The organism is Polynucleobacter sp. MWH-Svant-W18 (genome assembly GCF_018687495.1).
In the GTDB taxonomy this organism is placed as follows: Bacteria; Pseudomonadota; Gammaproteobacteria; order Burkholderiales; family Burkholderiaceae; genus Polynucleobacter.
Genome location: NZ_CP061293.1, coordinates 1,599,902 through 1,618,710 on the forward strand (window position 1 = coordinate 1,599,902; position 18,809 = coordinate 1,618,710).

General features: G+C 46.0%; 23 protein-coding genes and 1 tRNA gene. 9 read left to right on the forward strand and 15 right to left on the reverse strand.

Annotated elements, in window-relative coordinates:
- Nucleotides 1–20: 20 nt before the first annotated feature.
- The 6 genes from C2757_RS08040 (at nucleotide 21) to pth (ending at nucleotide 4,960) form a co-directional block, all read left to right on the forward strand.
- Entirely contained in the window at nucleotides 21–1,508 is a 1,488-nt protein-coding gene (locus tag C2757_RS08040; protein ID WP_215374166.1) for a lipoprotein insertase outer membrane protein LolB, read from the forward strand.
- Nucleotides 1,501–2,376 (forward strand): 4-(cytidine 5'-diphospho)-2-C-methyl-D-erythritol kinase, encoded by an 876-nt coding sequence (ispE, locus tag C2757_RS08045; RefSeq protein ID WP_251366737.1) that lies wholly within the window; start codon nucleotides 1,501–1,503, stop codon nucleotides 2,374–2,376. Before C2757_RS08040 ends, ispE begins: the two co-directional genes overlap by 8 nt.
- A gap of 5 nt (nucleotides 2,377–2,381) precedes the next feature.
- Nucleotides 2,382–2,458: transfer RNA gene (locus C2757_RS08050), tRNA-Gln, on the forward strand.
- 52 nt (nucleotides 2,459–2,510) lie between these two features.
- Nucleotides 2,511–3,479 (forward strand): ribose-phosphate pyrophosphokinase, encoded by a 969-nt coding sequence (locus C2757_RS08055; RefSeq protein WP_215374169.1) that lies wholly within the window; start codon nucleotides 2,511–2,513, stop codon nucleotides 3,477–3,479.
- Between the two features lie 145 nt (nucleotides 3,480–3,624).
- The gene (locus tag C2757_RS08060) at nucleotides 3,625–4,275 is read left to right on the forward strand and encodes a 50S ribosomal protein L25/general stress protein Ctc (RefSeq protein WP_215374172.1); all 651 of its coding nucleotides are present in this window, start codon (nucleotides 3,625–3,627) and stop codon (nucleotides 4,273–4,275) included.
- Nucleotides 4,276–4,369: 94 nt separating this feature from the next.
- Nucleotides 4,370–4,960 carry an aminoacyl-tRNA hydrolase gene (gene pth, locus C2757_RS08065; RefSeq protein WP_215374176.1) on the forward strand — a complete coding sequence of 197 codons (591 nt, stop codon included), beginning with the start codon at nucleotides 4,370–4,372 and terminating at the stop codon, nucleotides 4,958–4,960.
- Between the two features lie 5 nt (nucleotides 4,961–4,965).
- On the opposite strand, the gene C2757_RS08070 is transcribed toward pth, so the two are convergent.
- Genes C2757_RS08070 through C2757_RS08090 form a run of 5 tightly spaced genes read right to left on the reverse strand, consistent with a single transcriptional unit; the run spans nucleotide 4,966 to nucleotide 9,097 of the window.
- A complete protein-coding gene (locus C2757_RS08070) occupies nucleotides 4,966–5,235 on the reverse strand; it encodes a YfhL family 4Fe-4S dicluster ferredoxin (protein WP_215374179.1) in 270 nt (89 codons plus the stop codon).
- Between the two features lie 16 nt (nucleotides 5,236–5,251).
- Nucleotides 5,252–5,749 (reverse strand): pantetheine-phosphate adenylyltransferase, encoded by a 498-nt coding sequence (coaD, locus tag C2757_RS08075; RefSeq protein WP_215374182.1) that lies wholly within the window; start codon nucleotides 5,747–5,749, stop codon nucleotides 5,252–5,254.
- Between the two features lie 36 nt (nucleotides 5,750–5,785).
- The gene (gene rsmD / locus C2757_RS08080; protein ID WP_371817042.1) at nucleotides 5,786–6,400 is read right to left on the reverse strand and encodes a 16S rRNA (guanine(966)-N(2))-methyltransferase RsmD; all 615 of its coding nucleotides are present in this window, start codon (nucleotides 6,398–6,400) and stop codon (nucleotides 5,786–5,788) included.
- A complete protein-coding gene (locus C2757_RS08085) occupies nucleotides 6,393–7,730 on the reverse strand; it encodes a pitrilysin family protein (RefSeq protein ID WP_215374185.1) in 1,338 nt (445 codons plus the stop codon). Before C2757_RS08085 ends, rsmD begins: the two co-directional genes overlap by 8 nt.
- Nucleotides 7,730–9,097, reverse strand: coding sequence for a pitrilysin family protein (locus tag C2757_RS08090; protein ID WP_215374188.1), 1,368 nt, complete (start codon nucleotides 9,095–9,097; stop codon nucleotides 7,730–7,732). Before C2757_RS08090 ends, C2757_RS08085 begins: the two co-directional genes overlap by 1 nt.
- Nucleotides 9,098–9,159: 62 nt before the next feature.
- Between C2757_RS08090 and ftsY the strand changes: the two genes are divergently transcribed.
- Together ftsY and rpoH are read left to right on the forward strand one after the other, a co-directional pair.
- Complete coding sequence (ftsY, locus tag C2757_RS08095; protein WP_215374191.1) at nucleotides 9,160–10,050, forward strand: signal recognition particle-docking protein FtsY; 891 nt, start codon at nucleotides 9,160–9,162, stop codon at nucleotides 10,048–10,050.
- Between the two features lie 92 nt (nucleotides 10,051–10,142).
- Nucleotides 10,143–11,072: an RNA polymerase sigma factor RpoH gene (gene rpoH / locus C2757_RS08100; RefSeq protein ID WP_215374194.1), complete on the forward strand. Its 930-nt coding sequence runs from the start codon at nucleotides 10,143–10,145 to the stop codon at nucleotides 11,070–11,072.
- An 8-nt stretch (nucleotides 11,073–11,080) separates the two neighbouring features.
- On the opposite strand, the gene C2757_RS08105 is transcribed toward rpoH, so the two are convergent.
- From C2757_RS08105 to C2757_RS08125, 5 genes are read right to left on the reverse strand one after another with little or no spacing between them, the layout of a single operon-like run.
- On the reverse strand, nucleotides 11,081–11,671 hold the full coding sequence (locus C2757_RS08105; RefSeq protein ID WP_215374199.1) for an SCO family protein: 591 nt from the start codon (nucleotides 11,669–11,671) through the stop codon (nucleotides 11,081–11,083).
- A gap of 1 nt (nucleotide 11,672) precedes the next feature.
- Nucleotides 11,673–12,566: a heme o synthase gene (cyoE, locus tag C2757_RS08110; protein ID WP_215374202.1), complete on the reverse strand. Its 894-nt coding sequence runs from the start codon at nucleotides 12,564–12,566 to the stop codon at nucleotides 11,673–11,675.
- Entirely contained in the window at nucleotides 12,563–13,687 is a 1,125-nt protein-coding gene (locus C2757_RS08115; protein WP_251366738.1) for a heme A synthase, read from the reverse strand. The genes cyoE and C2757_RS08115 overlap by 4 nt, the downstream gene beginning before the upstream one ends.
- Nucleotides 13,687–14,343: a hypothetical protein gene (locus C2757_RS08120; protein WP_215374205.1), complete on the reverse strand. Its 657-nt coding sequence runs from the start codon at nucleotides 14,341–14,343 to the stop codon at nucleotides 13,687–13,689. Before C2757_RS08120 ends, C2757_RS08115 begins: the two co-directional genes overlap by 1 nt.
- Before the next feature lie 2 nt (nucleotides 14,344–14,345).
- Nucleotides 14,346–15,122 carry an SURF1 family protein gene (locus tag C2757_RS08125; RefSeq protein WP_251366739.1) on the reverse strand — a complete coding sequence of 259 codons (777 nt, stop codon included), beginning with the start codon at nucleotides 15,120–15,122 and terminating at the stop codon, nucleotides 14,346–14,348.
- 14 nt (nucleotides 15,123–15,136) lie between these two features.
- Between C2757_RS08125 and C2757_RS08130 the strand changes: the two genes are divergently transcribed.
- On the forward strand, nucleotides 15,137–15,349 hold the full coding sequence (locus C2757_RS08130) for a twin transmembrane helix small protein (RefSeq protein WP_215374207.1): 213 nt from the start codon (nucleotides 15,137–15,139) through the stop codon (nucleotides 15,347–15,349).
- Nucleotides 15,350–15,402: 53 nt separating this feature from the next.
- On the opposite strand, the gene C2757_RS08135 is transcribed toward C2757_RS08130, so the two are convergent.
- Genes C2757_RS08135 through ctaD form a run of 5 tightly spaced genes read right to left on the reverse strand, consistent with a single transcriptional unit; the run spans nucleotide 15,403 to nucleotide 18,808 of the window.
- On the reverse strand, nucleotides 15,403–16,257 hold the full coding sequence (locus C2757_RS08135) for a cytochrome c oxidase subunit 3 (protein ID WP_215374210.1): 855 nt from the start codon (nucleotides 16,255–16,257) through the stop codon (nucleotides 15,403–15,405).
- Between the two features lie 29 nt (nucleotides 16,258–16,286).
- The gene (locus C2757_RS08140; RefSeq protein ID WP_215374212.1) at nucleotides 16,287–16,481 is read right to left on the reverse strand and encodes a DUF2970 domain-containing protein; all 195 of its coding nucleotides are present in this window, start codon (nucleotides 16,479–16,481) and stop codon (nucleotides 16,287–16,289) included.
- The gene (locus tag C2757_RS08145; protein ID WP_215374214.1) at nucleotides 16,478–17,059 is read right to left on the reverse strand and encodes a cytochrome c oxidase assembly protein; all 582 of its coding nucleotides are present in this window, start codon (nucleotides 17,057–17,059) and stop codon (nucleotides 16,478–16,480) included. Before C2757_RS08145 ends, C2757_RS08140 begins: the two co-directional genes overlap by 4 nt.
- Nucleotides 17,060–17,073: 14 nt before the next feature.
- Nucleotides 17,074–17,289: a cytochrome oxidase small assembly protein gene (locus C2757_RS09050; protein WP_215374217.1), complete on the reverse strand. Its 216-nt coding sequence runs from the start codon at nucleotides 17,287–17,289 to the stop codon at nucleotides 17,074–17,076.
- Complete coding sequence (gene ctaD, locus C2757_RS08155; protein ID WP_215374218.1) at nucleotides 17,189–18,808, reverse strand: cytochrome c oxidase subunit I; 1,620 nt, start codon at nucleotides 18,806–18,808, stop codon at nucleotides 17,189–17,191. Before ctaD ends, C2757_RS09050 begins: the two co-directional genes overlap by 101 nt.
- Between the last annotated feature and the right edge of the window lies 1 nt (nucleotide 18,809).

Sequence of the window (18,809 nt, forward strand, 5' to 3'; positions counted from 1 at the left end):
TCGCGGATTAGAATGTGCTGATGAGCCAATTCCTACAAAAATTCCTGATTCGAGGTCTATTACTTGCCTCTTTATCGAGCGGCCTTGTTCTTGCTAGCTCAGCTTTAGCCCAGACAAAAGGCTCAGATAGCGGGGAAGCTATATTTGAAGTGCTTGCCTCTGAAATCGCTCTGCAACGAGGTGAGGCTGGTTTAGCCTACAACACCTATCTGGAAATGGCTCGTCAATACAAAGATCCGCGCCTTGCCCAAAGAGCGATGGAAATTGCCATTATTGGAAATTCACCTGAGCTGGCCCTCCAAGCAGCAAAGACTTGGGATGAACTTTCTCCAGCTTCCGAAACCAAACCTAAAGAAGTCTTTGTTACCTTACTGATCTTGGGCAATCGCTGGTCAGATGCTATCAAGCCAGCGATAGCACTTTTAAAGCAAGAAACCCCGGCACAACAAGAAAAAACTTTATTGCAATTGCAAGCCCTCCTTGCAAAAGCAAAAGATGAATCAGAAGCATTGAGGGCCTTCTACGAAATTGCATCCACCGTCAGAATCTCACTAAAAGATCCTGGTCTACTCTATACCTATGCGATGTCTGCAGAAAAAGCAGGTCACATCGATGTTATGGAAAAAACCTTGCGTGAAATTTTGCGTAAATATCCTAATGATGCAAACACATTAAATGCCTTGGGCTATTCATTAGCAGACCGCAATACCAAGTTACCCGAGGCGTTTGCACTAATTAGCAAAGCACACCAGCTATCACCAAAAGACAGCTTCATTTTGGATAGCTTGGGTTGGGTGAACTTTCGCCTTGGCAAAAATGCACTTGCCTTAGAACAACTCCAGCAAGCATTCGCTATGAAGCCTGAGGCTGATATTGCAGCCCATACAGGTGAAGTTCTCTGGGCAATGAATCGTCGTCCTGAAGCCGAAGAAATATGGCGACAAGGTCAAAAAATTGATGCAAACAATCCCACTCTAAAAGAAACTTTAAAACGTTTAAAGCCTGACTGGTCATACCCAGAGCCAAACTCCAAAGGCTCATGGGACGGGCGCTTTGCTGTGAAAGTCGTTGGTATTACTGAAAGCCAAAATCAGGGTGGCTCAGGCGGATTTACTCTGACACAGGATGAGCTTAAAGATATTCTGGAGATTCGTAACCCAATGGGTGGATCGATTGCAAAAATTACGATTACTCCCGGTGAAGCAACTCTTGAACGTGATGGTCAAGTGGTCACCGCCATTGACGCAGACACCTTAGTTCAAAATACCTTGGGACTACCACTCCCTGCGCGCGGATTGTCAAGCTGGCTAAGGGGTGAAGTCAGACCTGGCAGTGAAGCAAGCATTGAAAGAAATGCTAAAGGGCAAGTCAGTAAAATTAATCAAGATGGGTGGGACTTGGTTTATACCTGGAGCAAACAGAATCGCCTGGAAAAACTCAGCATGACTCGCAGTTCTAATATTGGGTCAATTGATATTCGACTGGTATTTGATAACCCGAATGAGTAAACATCATTTGGTGCTACCCGCACCAGCCAAGCTAAATCTTTTTCTTCATATTATTGGTCGCCGTACCGACGGCTACCATTTACTCCAATCCGTTTTCCAATTGATTGATTGGTGTGACATAGTTAGCCTAAAGAGCATTCCAGAAAATGCAGTACGCCGCATTAACCCGATAAGCAACGTTCCTCCAGAAAATGATTTAGTAGTTAAGGCTGCAAAATTATTAAAAGAATTTTCTTGCTTTGAAGGTGGCGTAGAAATTGATCTCACCAAAGAAATTCCGATTGGAGCAGGATTGGGTGGCGGCTCTTCTGATGCTGCAAGCACCCTCATTGGACTCAATACCCTCTGGAACCTTGGGCTCGAGAAAGAAACTTTGGCCAATTTAGGCCTTCAGCTGGGTGCAGATGTGCCTTTTTTCATCTGGGGCCACAACGCTTTTGTGGAGGGAATTGGCGAAAAAATTCAAGAAATTACCCTGGAAAATCGTGACTTCTTGGTCATTTTCCCCAAACAGGGAATTGCCACAGCTAGCATTTTTCTAGGCCCTGAATTGACCCGAAACCACGCCCCGATTACAATTGATGGTTTTCTTGCATCGCCATGGTCGAATTTATCGAACGATTGTGAGGCGGTAGCGATGCGGATTTGTCCTGAAGTGAAGCAAGCTTTGGATTGGATTACCCAGGCAGTACCTGGCTCAGAGCCCCGTATGTCTGGTTCTGGAAGCAGCGTTTTTACCCTCTTGGATCCCAAGACGGATTTCGCAAAACTGGATAATCTTTTACAAAATCTTCCAAAAGGATGGGTGGGACGAGTTGTTAGTGGGTTAAATAAGAATCCCGCTTACAATTTGATTTCTTCAGATTGACCTGTAGGGGAATCGCCAAGCTGGTTAAGGCACTGGATTTTGATTCCAGCATGCGAAGGTTCGAATCCTTCTTCCCCTGCCAAATACTGTAGAAACGTTAAAGACAACCTTTTGACCCGATAAAGCCTGATTCTATGACTGCCTCTACCCACTCAGATTTACTGACGCTATTTACAGGCAATGCAAATCCCATTTTGGCAGAGGCTGTCGCTAAAGAACTTCATCTCCCAATGGGCAAAGCGTTTGTAGGTCGCTTCTCTGATGGCGAGATTCAAGTAGAAATTCAAGAAAATGTCCGTGGCAAGAATGTTGTAGTGATTCAATCAACTTGTGCGCCTACTAACGACAGCTTGATGGAACTCATGATCATGATCGATGCACTTAAGCGCGCATCTGCTGGTCGCATCACTGCAGTTATTCCCTATTTTGGATATGCCCGTCAAGATCGCCGTCCACGTTCTGCTCGAGTTGCAATCTCTGCGCGCATTGTGGCCAATATGCTCCAGTCGGTTGCAGGCATTGAGCGCGTACTGACGATGGACCTCCACGCCGATCAAATTCAAGGTTTCTTTGATATTCCAGTAGATAACATTTACGCCTCACCAGTGCTCTTGGCTGACCTAGAGGCTCAGAAGACCCAAAAAGATCTCATCATCGTCTCACCCGACATTGGTGGTGTAGTTCGTGCCCGTGCAATGGCAAAACAGCTAGGTACAGATCTAGCGATTATTGATAAACGTCGCCCGAAAGCCAATGTTTCAGAAGTGATGCATTTGATTGGTGAAGTAGAAGGCCGCCATTGCGTCATCATGGATGACATCATTGATACCGGCGGAACTCTCTGTAAGGCTGCTGAAGCACTCAAAGAGCGTGGCGCCAAGGGCGTAACCGCTTACTGTACCCACGCCGTTCTCTCTGGCGGTGCAGTAGCTCGTATCGCCGCTTCAGAACTGGATGAACTCGTCGTTACCGACACCATCCCATTGACTGCAGAAGCTCTCAAAGTGAGCAAAATTCGTCAGTTGACCGTAGCCCCCTTACTAGCAGAGACCCTTTCTCGCATTAGCAAAGGCGACTCCGTGATGTCGATGTTTGCGGAATAAGGCAAAAACCCCGTTTTACCCCGTTTTTGGAACTTCTCAGGCGTTTTTTGAGTATTTTTAGGCAAAAATACCTCTTCCCACGATATAATCGAAGGCTTTTCTGTTTGGTCGCGAACGGAAATTAACCTTAACTAGGGAATTTATTATGAAAGTAGTAGCCTTTGAAAGAAGCGTACAGGGAACGGGTGCGAGCCGCCGTCTGCGCAATTCCGGAAAAACTCCGGGAATCGTTTACGGTGGTAAAGATCCAGTTGCTGTTATCGAGTTAGACCATAACGCACTGTTTCATGCTCTCCGCAAGGAAGCATTTCACTCATCCATTCTAGATTTGGAAATCGGCGGAGCCGCACAAAAAGTGTTGTTACGTGATTACCAAATGCACCCATTTAAACCATTGGTATTGCACATTGACTTCCAGCGCGTTTCTGCGACTGAGAAAGTTCACATGCGCGTTCCATTGCACTTCGCCAATGCTGACACTTCCGCTGCAGTGAAATTGCAAGGCGCTGTTATTAGCCACATCCTCAATGACCTCGAAGTATCTTGCTTACCAGCAGACTTACCAGAGTTCCTTGAAGTGGACTTGGGCAAAATTGAAGTGGGTCACTCCATCCATGCAAAAGACGTTGTATTGCCAAAAGGCGTTACCTTGGTATTGCACGTTGAGCAAGAGAACCCGGTGATTGCAAACGCCCGCATCCCAGCTGTAAAAGCCGCTGAGACTGAAGAGGCCGCTCCTGCTGCCGCTGCAGCTCCAGCCGCTGCTCCGGCTGCTGATGCAAAGGACAAAGCTTAATTTATTAAGCTGCACTGTTTGCAAACGAAGGCCCGCGCAAGCGGGCTTTCTTTTTTCTTTTGTCGAAATACGTTGAAATCTTTACACTCTCACCATGACTAAATTAATCGTTGGACTGGGCAACCCTGGAGATGAACACGAAGAGGATCGGCATAATGCCGGCTTTTGGTTTGTCGATGCCTTGGCGAAACAATTAAATACTCGCTTTGAATCTGAAAAACGCTTTCAGGGCAAAGTAGCAAAAGCCAAATGGGAAGGTGAAGATCTCTTTCTACTCAAACCGAGTACTTATATGAATTTGAGTGGCCAAGCAGTAGGTGCACTTTGTCGCTTTCACAAAATGACACCAGCAGATATTTTGGTTGTTCAAGATGAACTTGATCTAAAGCCTGGAACTGCCCGCATTAAATTGGGTGGGGGCACTGGTGGTCATAACGGCTTAAAAGATATTCAAGCCCACTTAGGGACTCCTGATTACTGGCGACTACGCCTGGGTATTGGTCATCCACGAGATGTGGCTGGTGATGGCCGTGTGATGGATGTGGCTGATTATGTTTTACGCAGGCCGCAGTTAGCAGAACAAAAATTAATTGATGCCAGCATTGAAAATGCTTTGCAAATCTTGCCGCTCTTTATGAAGGGTGATACGCAAACTGCCATGCTGGAGCTGCACTCCAAAGGCTAAATTGCTCAGTTAGCTGAACTTGCCTTTTTACTAGCCGTTAATAGCCTGTACTTTGCCATTAACTGGTCTTGAGATTCGGTATAGCTGGGATTAAATGGGATGCAATCGACCGGGCAAACCTGACGGCATTGGGGCGCATCGTAGTGGCCAACACATTCGGTGCATTTATCGGGATCGATCTCATAAATCTCCAATCCCATATAAATCGCATCATTAGGACATTCTGGCTCACACACATCACAATTGATGCATTCGTCCGTAATCATTAAGGCCATGATTTAGTAACTAGCCCTATGCTTTATTTTGCTGATTACTGGCAATCTTCTTGACCAACCACTTCTCTACGGATGGGAAAACAAACTTGCTAACGTCACCGCCCATTGAAGCAATCTCACGCACAAAGGTACCCGAAATAAATTGGTATTGATCGGAAGGAGTTAAGAATAAAGTTTCAACATCCGGCAGCAGATAACGATTCATGCCCGCCATCTGAAACTCATACTCAAAGTCAGAAACAGCACGCAAGCCGCGCACAATCACCCTAGCATTGTGCTCACGTGCAAAATCCTTTAATAAGCCATCAAAGCCAACTACCTTGACATTAGAGTAGTGCCCCAATACTTCAGTAGCAATATCAATACGCTCTTCCAATGAGAAGAATGGATGCTTGCTGCGACTAGAGGCAACCCCCACAATCAACTGATCAAAAATGCTGGATGCACGACGCACTAAATCTTCGTGACCACGAGTAAAGGGATCAAAAGTTCCTGGGTAAACAGCGACAGTCATAACTCTCCTAAGGCTTTATCAGCTACAGGCAAGAGTTTAGTCCCTTCCACCCCGAAATAGACAAGCTTTTACCTGTCCCGCCTCTAAGTATTTTCCACAATGCCACTCCGGTAAGAGGGCCTCTACCTCCTCGCGGCTTCGCTCAGAGGGAAATTCTACATAAATGCCACCGCCGTTCGAGTCATCGCACACTCTCCCCGCTTCTATCACGGCCTGATCCAACAATCGCGCATCTTGAAAAGGCGGATCTATGAAAATTAAATTGCTGGAGTGATCTGCTTGTTGCTTTAAATACTCCAAACTGTCTCTGTGCAATATTTCAATTTGCCCATCAACTGGGGAAGACTGCAATAAAGAAAAATTTGTCAAAAGGTTTGCATGGGCTTTTTTATCTTTTTCTAACAACACCACAACATCCGCACCACGAGAGGCCGCTTCAAATCCTAGAGCGCCAGTGCCTGCAAATAGGTCTAAACACTGCAAGCCCGTCAGGTCTTGACCAAGCCAGTTAAATACAGTTTCTCGGATGCGATCAGTAGTGGGTCGCAGTCCAGGCAAATCCAATACTGTGAGTAAACGACTCCGCCAAAGCCCCCCAATAATGCGGACTTTTTTTGGAGGCTCTTTCAGATTTTTGATCTGCTTATTTATTTTGAGCCCCTAAAACTACAATTCTCATGCGATCCATTGCCAGATATTTTTGAAATGCAGCCGTCACTTGGTCTAAAGTCACTGCCTCAACTTGCTTAGTCCAAATCTCCATCGTATCCAGTGGCAAATTATTCCAAGCAATCGATGAAACGTTATCCAAGAGCTTGCGATTGTTATCAATACGGAGTGGATAGCCGTTCACCAAATTCGACTTAGCAGCTAGGAGCTCGGCAGGCGTGGGCCCATCAGCAATAAATTTGGCAATGGTTGAACTCATTACCTCTAGGGCAAGAGAAGCTTGATCGCCTTTGGTCTGCAAGCCTGCCTGGAAAATGCCTGTGTCTTTACCAGGGGCAAAATAACTAAAGACGCTGTAGGCAAGGCCACGCTTCTCGCGCACCTCAGACATTAAGCGAGAAACAAAGCCACCGCCGCCCAAAACATAATTACCAACCAAGAGCGGGAAGTAATCTGGGTTGTTCCGGGTCACTGCTGTCATACCCATTGCAATATGGGCTTGCTGAGAATCAAATGGAATTTGCTGTTCACGCTGCGCCAAGGGTTCTATAGGGGACCGTTGCAATTCTGGCAAGCTAGGAATAACAGGGCCTGATTGAGGAATTTTTTGCAGCAAAGCCTGCATGATCTCATTAGCTTCTGCGCGATCAACATCCCCCACAATACTCACAATCATGCGCTCACTGCGATAAAACTGCTTGTGAAATTGCAGCAAATCCATTGTGTTTAGTGATGCTACTGATTTAGTGGTGGGTGAATTCGCCAATGGGTAATTACCATAAACTGATTTAGTAAAACTACGCTCCAACACATACTCTGGCTTGGTTTCGGCTTCAAGTAAATTAGCAATCGTTCTTTTTTTTTCTCGATCAACAATTTTGACGTCATAACTTGGGGCGCTGAGCATCGCGGAAGCCAACTTCACAGCCCGCTCTCGCAAATCCTTTCTACTTAGACTCCGAATTCGTAAAATGGCTCGCTCACCACCGACAGATAGACCGATATTCGCGCCCAAATCCGCAATTTCATCCGCAATTTGCGCCTCATTTAAGTATCCTTGATCTCCCCGAACCCCATAATTCATCAGGGCTGCCGTCATATCTGCGAGTCCACTTTTGTCCGCTGGATCATAACGATCCCCAGCATCGATGCTGACTTCAATATCGACCATAGGAAGCGCTTTGGTTTGTACTAAAAATCCCTTGGCGCCTTTATAACCATCCAGTTGCTCTATCGGCAAAATTGCATATGCAGCTCCATGACAGGTCAATGCCAGCATGCAAGCCAGAATCGTTTTATTGAGAGCATTCATTATTTGCCCTCCTGAGTGGCTGCAGATTTTCGAGCTACTGGATCCAGTACTGCAATAGTTAAACCTTCATCAACTAGATATTTTTTAGCAACTGCTTGAACTTGTTCTGGCGTAATCGTTTGCATCTTGTCCAGCATGTAGTTGATATCCCTCCAGGAGAATCCTGCCATCTCAGTGCTCCCAATTTCCATTGCTTGCCCGAATATAGAGTCGCGCTTATAAATCTGCTCAGACAAAATACGCACTTTGATACGCTGAAGCTCTGACTCCAAAATTCCTTTTTGCTTGAGTTCTTCTAAGGCCCTACGAATGCTCGACTGAGCTTGAGTAACCGTCTTTCCCTTAGCTATCGAGACATTAACAACAAATAATTCTGGTCCACGTGACACCATGTCATATTCCACGCCAACATCATTTACTACTTTTTCTTGCTTCACCAGCACCCTATTTAAGCGAGCGTTGTCATAACCATCCAATACAGCTGTCAGTAGTTCAAGGGCATATGGCTCAACATCATCGAGCTTGCCGGGCTCTAGACGTGGCGCTTTCCAAGCCATGGCCAATTGGGGACTGTCTGCAGGGGCTTTCACTTGCACCTGCTTAATACCTTTTTGGGGTGGCTCTAATTGCGGCTTGCGCACTGGCAACTCTTGTGCGGCAACTGCTCCGTAATATTTCTCGACCAGCGATAGCACCTGCTTGGCATCAACGTCACCAGAAATGACCACAGTTGCATTATTGGGCTTATACCAACTGCGATACCAGTCGCGTGCATCAGATGCAGTCATGTTTTGGAGATCATTCATCCAACCCACTACCGGATGACGATAAGGTGAACTCATATAGGCAGTAGCCATCAATGATTCATTCAATAAGCTACTTGGATTATCTTCAGTGCGCAGACGTCGCTCTTCCATCACCACCTGAATTTCTTTTAAAAATTCAGCGTCATCAAAATTCAGATTCGACATGCGATCTGCCTCTAACTTGATGACTTCATCCAGTTTTGATTTTTCAACCTGCTGAAAATACGCGGTGTAATCACGTGACGTAAAGGCATTCTCACGACCACCCACTGCAGCAACTAGACGAGAAAACTCTCCCGCCTTTACTTTCTTAGTGCCTTTGAACATCATGTGCTCAAGTACGTGGGCTACACCCGTGCGCCCATTGACTTCGTCCATTGAGCCAGCCCGGTACCAAACCATATGCGCTACCGTAGGCGCGCGATGATCCTCGCGAACAATCAGCTTTAATCCATTATTGAGCATGAATTCATGGGTATCTGCTAAATCACTATTAGCAGCCCATGACAGTGGTGCTAATACCAAGAATAAAAAGAGAATTCGGAGTAAATTGGAACGCATCTGCTAAATCACCATATCCCAAAATTAAATTGATAAGATGCAAGGTTTAAATTGTATCGATTATGTTCGGCTTACGTAAAACCCTCGGATCCCTTTTTAAATCAAGCAAAATAGATGAAGCTTGGTTTGATACTTTAGAAGAGTCACTGATTCAAAGTGACGTGGGACTCCCCACGACTGAACAACTGATTAGCAAGCTTCGCAAAGCGGCTAAATCTGAAAAAGCATCTAGCCCTGAAGAGTTACAAGCCCTCCTGATTGAAGAGGTGGCTACTTTATTAAGGGTCCTAGAGCCCTCCCCAAATCCACTCTTTGGGCCCATTAAAGGCAGCATCCCTGAGGTCTGGTTAGTGGTCGGCGTTAATGGCGCAGGTAAAACCACCACCATTGGCAAGCTTTGTAGACTCTTTCAATCTCAAGGTAAGTCCGTCTTACTGGCTGCAGGAGATACTTTTAGAGCGGCGGCACGCAATCAATTACAAGAATGGGCTGGTCGCAATCAAGTAGACGTCATTACCCAAGAAGGCGGCGATGCTGCTGCGGTTGCGCACGATGCAATTCATTCTGCGATCTCGCGCAAAAGCGACATTCTCATTATTGATACCGCTGGACGTCTGGCCACCCAAGACCACCTCATGGAAGAACTAAAGAAGGTCAAACGTGTTATCGGCAAGGCACTTCCTGGAGCGCCTCACCACACCTTGCTAGTTCTGGATGGCAATACTGGACAGAATGGTTTAAGCCAAGTGAAGGCCTTTCACGCGGCCTTAAGTCTTACTGGAATCATCGTTACGAAGCTCGATGGCACTGCTAAGGGCGGCGTTATTTGCGCTTTGGCACATACCCTTCAAGAGGGGCCAAAACCGGCCATATTGGCCCTGGGCAAAGGTGAGGGTATTGATGATTTAGCCCCATTCACCGCCAGACAATATTCTTCTGAATTATTCAATTAAATCAATAAGTTAAAGATCAAATAAACCATTAGCACTCTCTTGACAGGAGTGCTAAAATAGTCTTTCATTCAAACCTCATATTGATAAGAAAAATGGTTCAAAAGAAATCTGACAAACCGAATATGCAAAGGCTGCCTGTAGCGCAGGCTGCAGCGGCGTCTGCGTTTCCAATGCTGCCATCCCTTGGGGTTGGCACTCTCGATTCATACATTGCGTACGTGAATCGCGTACCAATGCTTAGTGCTGCTGAAGAGTTACATCTTGCGCAGGAATTTCGTCGCACAGAAAATGTCGATGCTGCTAAAACTTTAGTGCTCTCCCATTTGCGTCTCGTTGTTTCTGTTGCTCGTCAATATCTGGGCTACGGCATTCCGCATGCTGACTTAATTCAAGAAGGCAATATTGGCTTGATGAAAGCTGTGAAGCGCTATGACCCAAGCAATGGCGCTCGCCTAGTGTCTTATGCGATACATTGGATCAAAGCAGAAATTCATGAGTACATTCTCAAGAATTGGCGTTTGGTCAAAATGGCAACGACCAAGGCACAACGCAAGTTGTTCTTTAACTTGCGTAGCAACAAACCTAGCTTAAGCGCTCTCACTCCAAGCGAGATCGATGCTTTAGCAAAGGCGCTTGATGTTAAGGGCTCCGATGTGAAAGAAATGGAGATGCGCTTGGCTGGTGGTGATATTGCGCTTGAAGGTGAAGATACTGATGAGGATGCAGCCTATGCACCGATTCAATGGCTGGCCGATAACAGCCAAGAGCCAACAGAACGGATTGCGAGCAACGAAACTGATGCCCTGCAAGGCCCCAAGCTTGATCAAGCTTTGATGGCCTTAGATGAGCGCAGTCGCAACATTGTCCAATCCCGCTGGTTGGCTATGGATGCCGATGGCAATGGTACAAAAACATTGCACGATCTTGCCGCTGAATATGGCATCTCTGCTGAGCGCGTTCGTCAAATTGAGACTGCAGCCCTCAAGAAGATGCGCGGCATGCTGCAAACTGCAGCAGCTTAATCAAAATCCTACTTTAGAAGTTCCTTCAAGTCATGTGCCAAGGTCTCAGGGCCTTGCGCATGTTTGATATAGAGGCGTAAGTGACCGTCTGGATCGAAGGCATAACTTCCCGCAGTGTGATCCATAGTGTATGAACCAGGAGTTGTGCCTGGCACTTTCTTGTAATAAATCTTAAAGTCTTTTGCGACTTTCTCTAAAGCAGTATCATCTGCTGGACGCAAACCTAAGAAACGAGAATCAAAAGAAGGTACATACTGTTTCAATATCGCTGCGGTGTCGCGCTCTGGATCAACCGTAACAAAAAGTACCTGTACTTTATCCGATTGTGTGCCTAGAAGAGTCATCACCTGCTGCATTTCAGTCAGGGTCGTTGGACAAATATCGGGGCACTGGGTATAGCCAAAAAACATGACCACGACCTTACCCTTGTAATCAGCAAGTGTTTTTACATTGCCGTCTGGATCTACCAAACTGAAGTCTTTCCCAAATGCACTGCTGCCAGTGATATCGATATTCTTAAACTCAGGCTTAGGACTACAGGCAGTTAATGCAATGAGAAGAGCGGCAACACAGCAATTACGCAAAAAAGTCATATTCATCTTAGAGAAAATAGTGATCAACCAGCAAGGCTGCAAAAAGCAATGACAAATAGGTAATGGAAAAACGAAAGGTTTTCTTTGCTAACGCATCGCTATACGACACAAATAAAGCGATGGCATACGCTAAGAAGATCAAACCTAGAACAATAGCAGATATTAAATACACCATGCCACTCATACCGTAGATATAGGGCAGCATTGTTGCGGCAATTAAAATCAAGGTATATAAAAGAATATTCAGCAGCGTAAAGCGTTCCCCATGAGTAACTGGCAGCATCGGTAAACCAGATTGCACATAGTCATCGCGACGGTACAAAGCCAAAGCCCAGAAATGGGGTGGTGTCCAAACAAAAATAATGAGTACCAACAGCCACGCTTCTGCTGAAAGGGTATTGGTCACAGCCGCCCATCCCAGGGCTGGCGGCATCGCACCAGATAAGCCACCAATGACAATATTTTGGGGGGTCGCCGGCTTCAATAGCCAGGTATAAATCACTGCGTAACCGACAAAGGTTGCCAAGGTAAGCCACATGGTTAATGGGTTACAAAAATTCCACAAAATAATCATGCCCAGTGAACCCAGGATGATGGAAAAAACAATAATGTGAAACGGGGTAACCTCTCCAGTTGCTGAGGGGCGCCATGAAGTGCGCTTCATCTTGGCATCAACCGCTTGCTCAATTAAACAGTTCACTGCAAAAGCTGCACCAGCTAACAACCAAATGCCTACAATTCCGCCAAAGAGTACTGGGTAAGGAACCATTCCTGGGGTAGCCAAGAACATCCCAATGACAGCACAAAACACAGCGAGCTGAGTCACCCTGGGTTTTGTTAAAACCCAGTACTGACGCCAACGCGGCATTGCCACTGGTTTTGATGTCTCAAGTGCGCTCATGAATTCATCTTCTTTTGAGTTGTTGAGTTCCAAGATGCCCAATAACTCATTCTGACCAAGCAGAATACCAAAGCGGCAGAACCCGCAGTATGTAAAAGGGCTGCTAGCAAGGGCCACTGAAATACTACGTTCGATATTCCAGTGATCACTTGCAGAACAAGTAAGGTGAGCAAAAGCTTAGCAAAGCGACTTAGACTGGATAAAACTGGGGTTGCTAATTTCATGGTCTTCCAACTTAATGTAGCCAGAACAATCAAAACAACCATCGCAAATAAACGATGTGCCCAGTGAATTGTCTGCAATGCCACCGGGGAAATAAACTCACCTTGTGCATTAAGACCTAATTGACGCCAGAAAGTGAAGCCCTCACTCCAATTAGTTTCAGGCCAAGCACTGCCTAGGCAAGTCGGAAAATCAGGACATGCTAGTACGGCGTAATTAGTGCTCACCCAAGCGCCTAAAAAGATTTGGATCGTTAGCACTACAAAAGCCAAACAGAGCAGTTGAGCTGGTACAGGACGAATACGAATTGTTCGTACCGTAGCAGATTTAGCCTCCCAATCTTGTTGAGCATAAGCAGTTAAGCAAGCCAATAAAAGTAATGCCAACATCAAATGCGTTGTCACGATGATGGGCTGCAATTTTAGGGTCACAGTCCAAGCCCCAAATGCACCCTGAATACAAACAAGCAAGAGCAGGCCTAGACTACCGAACAATGGTGTCTTACCTAAAGCCTTGAGCTTGCTAAATGCTAGGGCAACTTGAACCAAAATTAAGGCCCCTACCGTCATCGCTAAATAGCGATGAATCATTTCAATCCAAGCCTTAATCACCGTAACAGGACCACTTGGTAAGCTGGCTTCAGCCTGCTGTATTTCACCTAAAGCATGAAAAGGATTTGATACTCCATAGCAACCAGGCCAATCCGGGCAACCGAGCCCTGAGTCAGTTAAGCGAGTAAAGGCGCCAAACACAATCAGATCAAAAGTCATGAAGACTAAAACCCAGTTGAGTTTTTGAAAAAAGCTATACCCTGGCTTTCTCCAAAGATAGGCCAAGGGTAGGCCTGCAAAAATGATTGCTATCAACGCAAGCTCTAGAAGCAATACAAAATTAGGCATTACAAATTCTCGCCCTTGTGATTGAGCTTCAAAAGCTTTTCTAAATCTTTTTTAATACTCGCAAATTCCTTGGGAGAATTCGTAACAGGGAAATACATCATCTTTGCAGGACTTGGATCCAGTAGCTGAATTTCTTGCCCAGCGCCCTCTTTGTTAAGCCAAGCCTCAAAGGCTGCTTTTGTATCAGGGTCCGACGGTAGCCCAACCACTTTCAAGCCGGCTGATTGCTCGTCATAAACCTTAGCCACTTCAGGATCAACAGGCCGCCCATCCGTATTGACCCATAAAAGTTGTACACGATTACTTTCTCTGCCCATCGCAACCTTCACTTGACGCATTAAAAATAATGCCTCGATACATTTTTCATCCTTGATGCTGCACTCTCCAGCAGGACGGGCAATCAAGAGGGTCCACTTCCCCTGCAAAGGAACATTCAGCCAAGCGGTATTCAATTCTTGAACGGGATAAACCAAAGTACCAAAATTAGTTTTGCCGCCCTCAGGCTTAATCACGTAATACGCTAAATAAGAAGCAATGACCGGTGCTGCACAAGCAAGCAATAACAAGAGCATTTGGATGCGACCACGTCGAGTCTGTGCATTGATCGTCGATGCATCAGTCTGTGAAGCCGGAATTAACAACTCTTTATCGCTCACGCTCAATCCCCATTTTTACTATTCCGCGAATATTGCCGCAGACCAGTAATCAACCAAAATAAGAAGCCACAAGTGGCTAAAGCAAACCACTGGAATGCATAAGCATAATGGCGATCGACTCCGGTTGTCAGAGGCGCCCACTCCCGCAACAAGCCATCCGCGATACCAACCTCAACCTCACGCAAAATAAAAGGGCTTTGGTCCCAGTTGTGGATCCTAGCTTCAGCTGCCAAATCAAAGTTTTGCTCAATACGGGGTTTGCCTGTTTCAAGATTTGGCTTGCTGCTACCCAATTCATAGACTTTGCCGGGGTGCGCAAAGACAATACCCTCGATATTGACAACCCCTGAGGGTGTCTTCACCGATGGCAATGCTTCACGATCCTCATTATTGCGAGGCGCCCAGCCGCGATTAATCCAAAGCACATCCTTTTTCCCTTCAAGACGCATAGGCATCATCAGATAAAAACCGGATTGTGAGCTACTACTTCCAACAGGTGGAATGGGTCTTGGGCGGTTATCTAGCCATATCGCCGCTTCAGAGATATATTGCCCCCGTGCAATCATGCGCCGCTCACTCACCTCCTCTAAAGCCCAAGGACCAGCATTAGCGCTCAATATTGGCATTTGTTGCCGAGCCAATAAATTGGCTGCCAAAGCGATTTTGGTTTCCGCCCTATTGATTTGCCAAATTCCTGCGCCACAACCAATTGCCATCACCAGTAAGGCTGATACAGTAGCAACTAGGCGCTTAGCGATGAGAGTGTTAAATAGATTCAAGATAAGGATGCGAGATGAAGTGGATTATTCCGGTTGCCCTACTATTGATTGTTGCCAGCCTAGGATCAGCCCTGTATTACATGATGAAAGATCGGGGCAATAGCTCGAGAATGGTTCACTCTTTAATGCTGCGGATTGGCCTCTCCATTGCACTTTTCCTTGGCATTTTGGTCGCCTATCACTTTGGCTATATACAGCCTACTGGCATCAAAGTCGGCATCAACTAAAACTTCGCTGCTAAAAACTAATCGGGGCTTTACGCCCCGATTTTTACTTCAAATTACATCCAGTAGACGGCAATATAAAGGCCAAGCCATACAACGTCAACGAAGTGCCAGTACCATGCTGCACCTTCAAAAGCGAAATGGTGTTGAGCTGTAAAGTCACCACGAATCATGCGGCGTAAAACAATTGCCAACATAGTGCCGCCAAGGAATACGTGGAAGCCATGGAAACCTGTCAACATAAAGAAAGTTGAACCATAGATACCTGAAGTTAACTTCAAGTTCAGCTCATGGTAAGCATGGTAGTACTCATAGCCCTGGAAACCCAAGAAGATTGCGCCCAAAGCAACAGTTGCAGCCAAACCAATAATGGCTTTCTTCATATGGTTCTGCACTAAAGCGTGGTGAGCGATCGTAATAGTTACACCAGAGCTCAACAACAACAAGGTGTTGATAGTTGGAATCGGCCAAGGCCCCATGGTGGTGAATTTCTGTACCAAGCCTGAAGGACCATCATTCGGCCAAACTGCCTGGAAGTCAGGCCAGATGAGTTTGCTCTCAACACTACCCAACCATGGCATCGCAATATTGCGTGCATAGAACAAGGCCGCAAAGAATGCGCCGAAGAACATGATTTCAGAGAAGATGAACCAAGCCATTGACCAGCGATAAGAGATGTCTACGTTGACGCCATTCTTGCCAGCATTCGATTCTGCAATCGTGTCGCCAAACCAGTTATAGAGCACATACAGGATCCAAGCCACACCAACCAATGCCAGGGAGCCGCCCCAAGAAGTGTGATTCACCCAACCGGACATGCCAAAACCAAAGGCGATTAAGCCAAAGGCCGCCATGGCTGGATGTCTAGATAGTCCTGGGACGAAATAGTATGGGGTTGAATTGGATGACATCTTATTCTCTCTATTCAATCAAAAAATAATCAATGGGACACAACTGCTTTCACTATCAATAACAGGACGCCCATAAAAATCAAGGCACCAAGTACCCCTGCAATGATAATGTGTACAAAACTGAGTGAAGCTACATCTTCCTGCAAACCTGCTTTTTTACGCACTCCCAAGAAGCCCCATAAAACAGCTTTCATAGACTGCATAAAACTACTTTTCTTCTTCATGACACTACCTTTGATTTGGGTGCAGGCGGAGTGCCCAGTCCTAACTCAAAGAAGGTGTACGACAACGTAATTGTTTTCACATCATCAGGCAAGCCTGCATCAATCACAAAAACCACCGGCATCTTCTTCGTCTCATTTGCAGCCAGTGTTTGCTCCTGAAAACAAAAACACTCTAATTTCGTAAAAAACTCTGTTGCGCTTTTAGGCGCATAACTCGGTATTGCCTGAGCCCGTACCGTACGACCTAAATTGTTTGTTACTTCGTACACAATCTCGGTCATCTCACCAGGATGCACTTCCAAGAAGTTCTTCACTGGCTTAAAAGTAAATGGCCCACGACTATTAGAGTCAAATTCAATGGTCACTGTACGGGAGTAATCTACTTGCGTATTACCAACCCGATTAGGACTAAATGCTCTGACGCCATAATCGTTCTTGCTTGTTACTACGTTAATTCCAGTGACCTCACACAAGGCCTTATACATTGGAACCAAAGCGTAACCAAAACCAAACATCATTACTGCTGCAATGAGGAGCTTCAATAAAATCTGTCGATTCAGTGATTCAGTAGAAACCATCGCAATCGGCGGGATTAACCCAAGAAGCTCCGTTTAATCACAATTCCAATAAAAAATACCAACACTACGCTCAACAATACAAACCCTAATCTGCGGTTATTGGCAGCTAGGGTTTGCTTGGCTGAAGAATTAAATTCCTGCTTCACGCATTTGCTCCGCACTTGGAGGAGTCTCAAAAGTATGGTGTGGCGCTGGTGAAGGAATGGTCCACTCCAAGCCTTTCGCACCATCCCAAGGTTTTGCTGAAGCTTTGACACCATGACCGCGGTATGCAGGCAAGGCTACACAGAATAAGAAATACACCTGCGCTAAACCAAAGCCTAAAGCACCGATCGAAGCAATCATATTGAAGTCAGCAAACTGAGTTGGATAGTCAGCATAGCGACGTGGCATACCTGCAAGACCCAAGAAGTGCATTGGGAAGAAGGTGATGTTGAAGAAAATCATGGAAGCCCAGAAATGGATCTTGCCGCGAGTTTCATTAGCCATATAGCCAGTCCACTTTGGACACCAGTAGTAGAAGCCAGCAAACATCGCAAACAATGAGCCCGCTACTAGTACATAGTGGAAGTGGGCAACAACGTAGTAGGTATCTTGAACACCAATATCAATTGGCGCCATTGCCAAGATCAAGCCGGTGAAGCCGCCCATCGTGAATACGAAAATAAATCCAACCGCCCACAACATAGGAGTTTCAAAGGTCATTGAACCTTTCCACATAGTGGCTACCCAGTTAAAAATCTTCACGCCAGTTGGCACAGCAATCAACATAGTCGCATACATGAAGAACAATTGACCAGTCACTGGCATGCCAGTTGCAAACATATGGTGAGCCCAAACAATGAATGACAAGATTGCAATGGATGCGGTTGCGTACACCATTGAGCTATAACCAAACAATGTTTTTCTAGAGAACGCAGGAACGATTTCGCTCACGATTCCGAATGCCGGAAGAATCATGATGTAAACCTCTGGGTGACCAAAGAACCAGAAAATATGCTGGAACATGATTGGATCGCCACCGCCAACAGCGGAGAAGAAAGAAGTACCGAAATGACGGTCAGTCAAAACCATAGTGATTGCACCAGCTAATACCGGCATCACGGCAATCAATAAATAAGCAGTAATCAACCATGTCCAGCAGAACATTGGCATCTTCATCAATGTCATGCCAGGAGCGCGCATATTCAAAATAGTCACGATGATGTTAATAGAACCCATAATGGATGAAGCACCCAATAAGTGAAGGGCAAAAATCGCCATATCCATACCAGGGCCCATCTGTGAGGTCAATGGAGCGTAGATTGTCCAACCACCTGCAGGAGCGCCGCCGGGAACAAGGAATGAACTCAGCAACAAAGTAGCTGCAACCGGCAGAATCCAGAAGCTGAAGTTATTCATGCGAGCAAAGGCCATGTCAGATGCGCCAATTTGCAAAGGCACCATCCAGTTGGCAAAACCAACGAAGGCCGGCATGATCGCACCGAAGACCATTACCAAACCATGCATGGTAGTTAATTGGTTAAAGAATTCAGGGCGGAAAAATTGCAAACCAGGCTGAAACAGCTCTAGGCGAATACCCAATGCCATCACACCACCAGCCAATAAGCTGATGAAGGAGAAGATCAAGTACATCGTGCCAATGTCTTTGTGATTGGTTGCAAACAACCAACGACGCCAACCGTGTGGCATGTGATCATCATGTGCGTGATCGTGTCCGTGGTCAATAGTAGTAGAGACTGTGCTCATG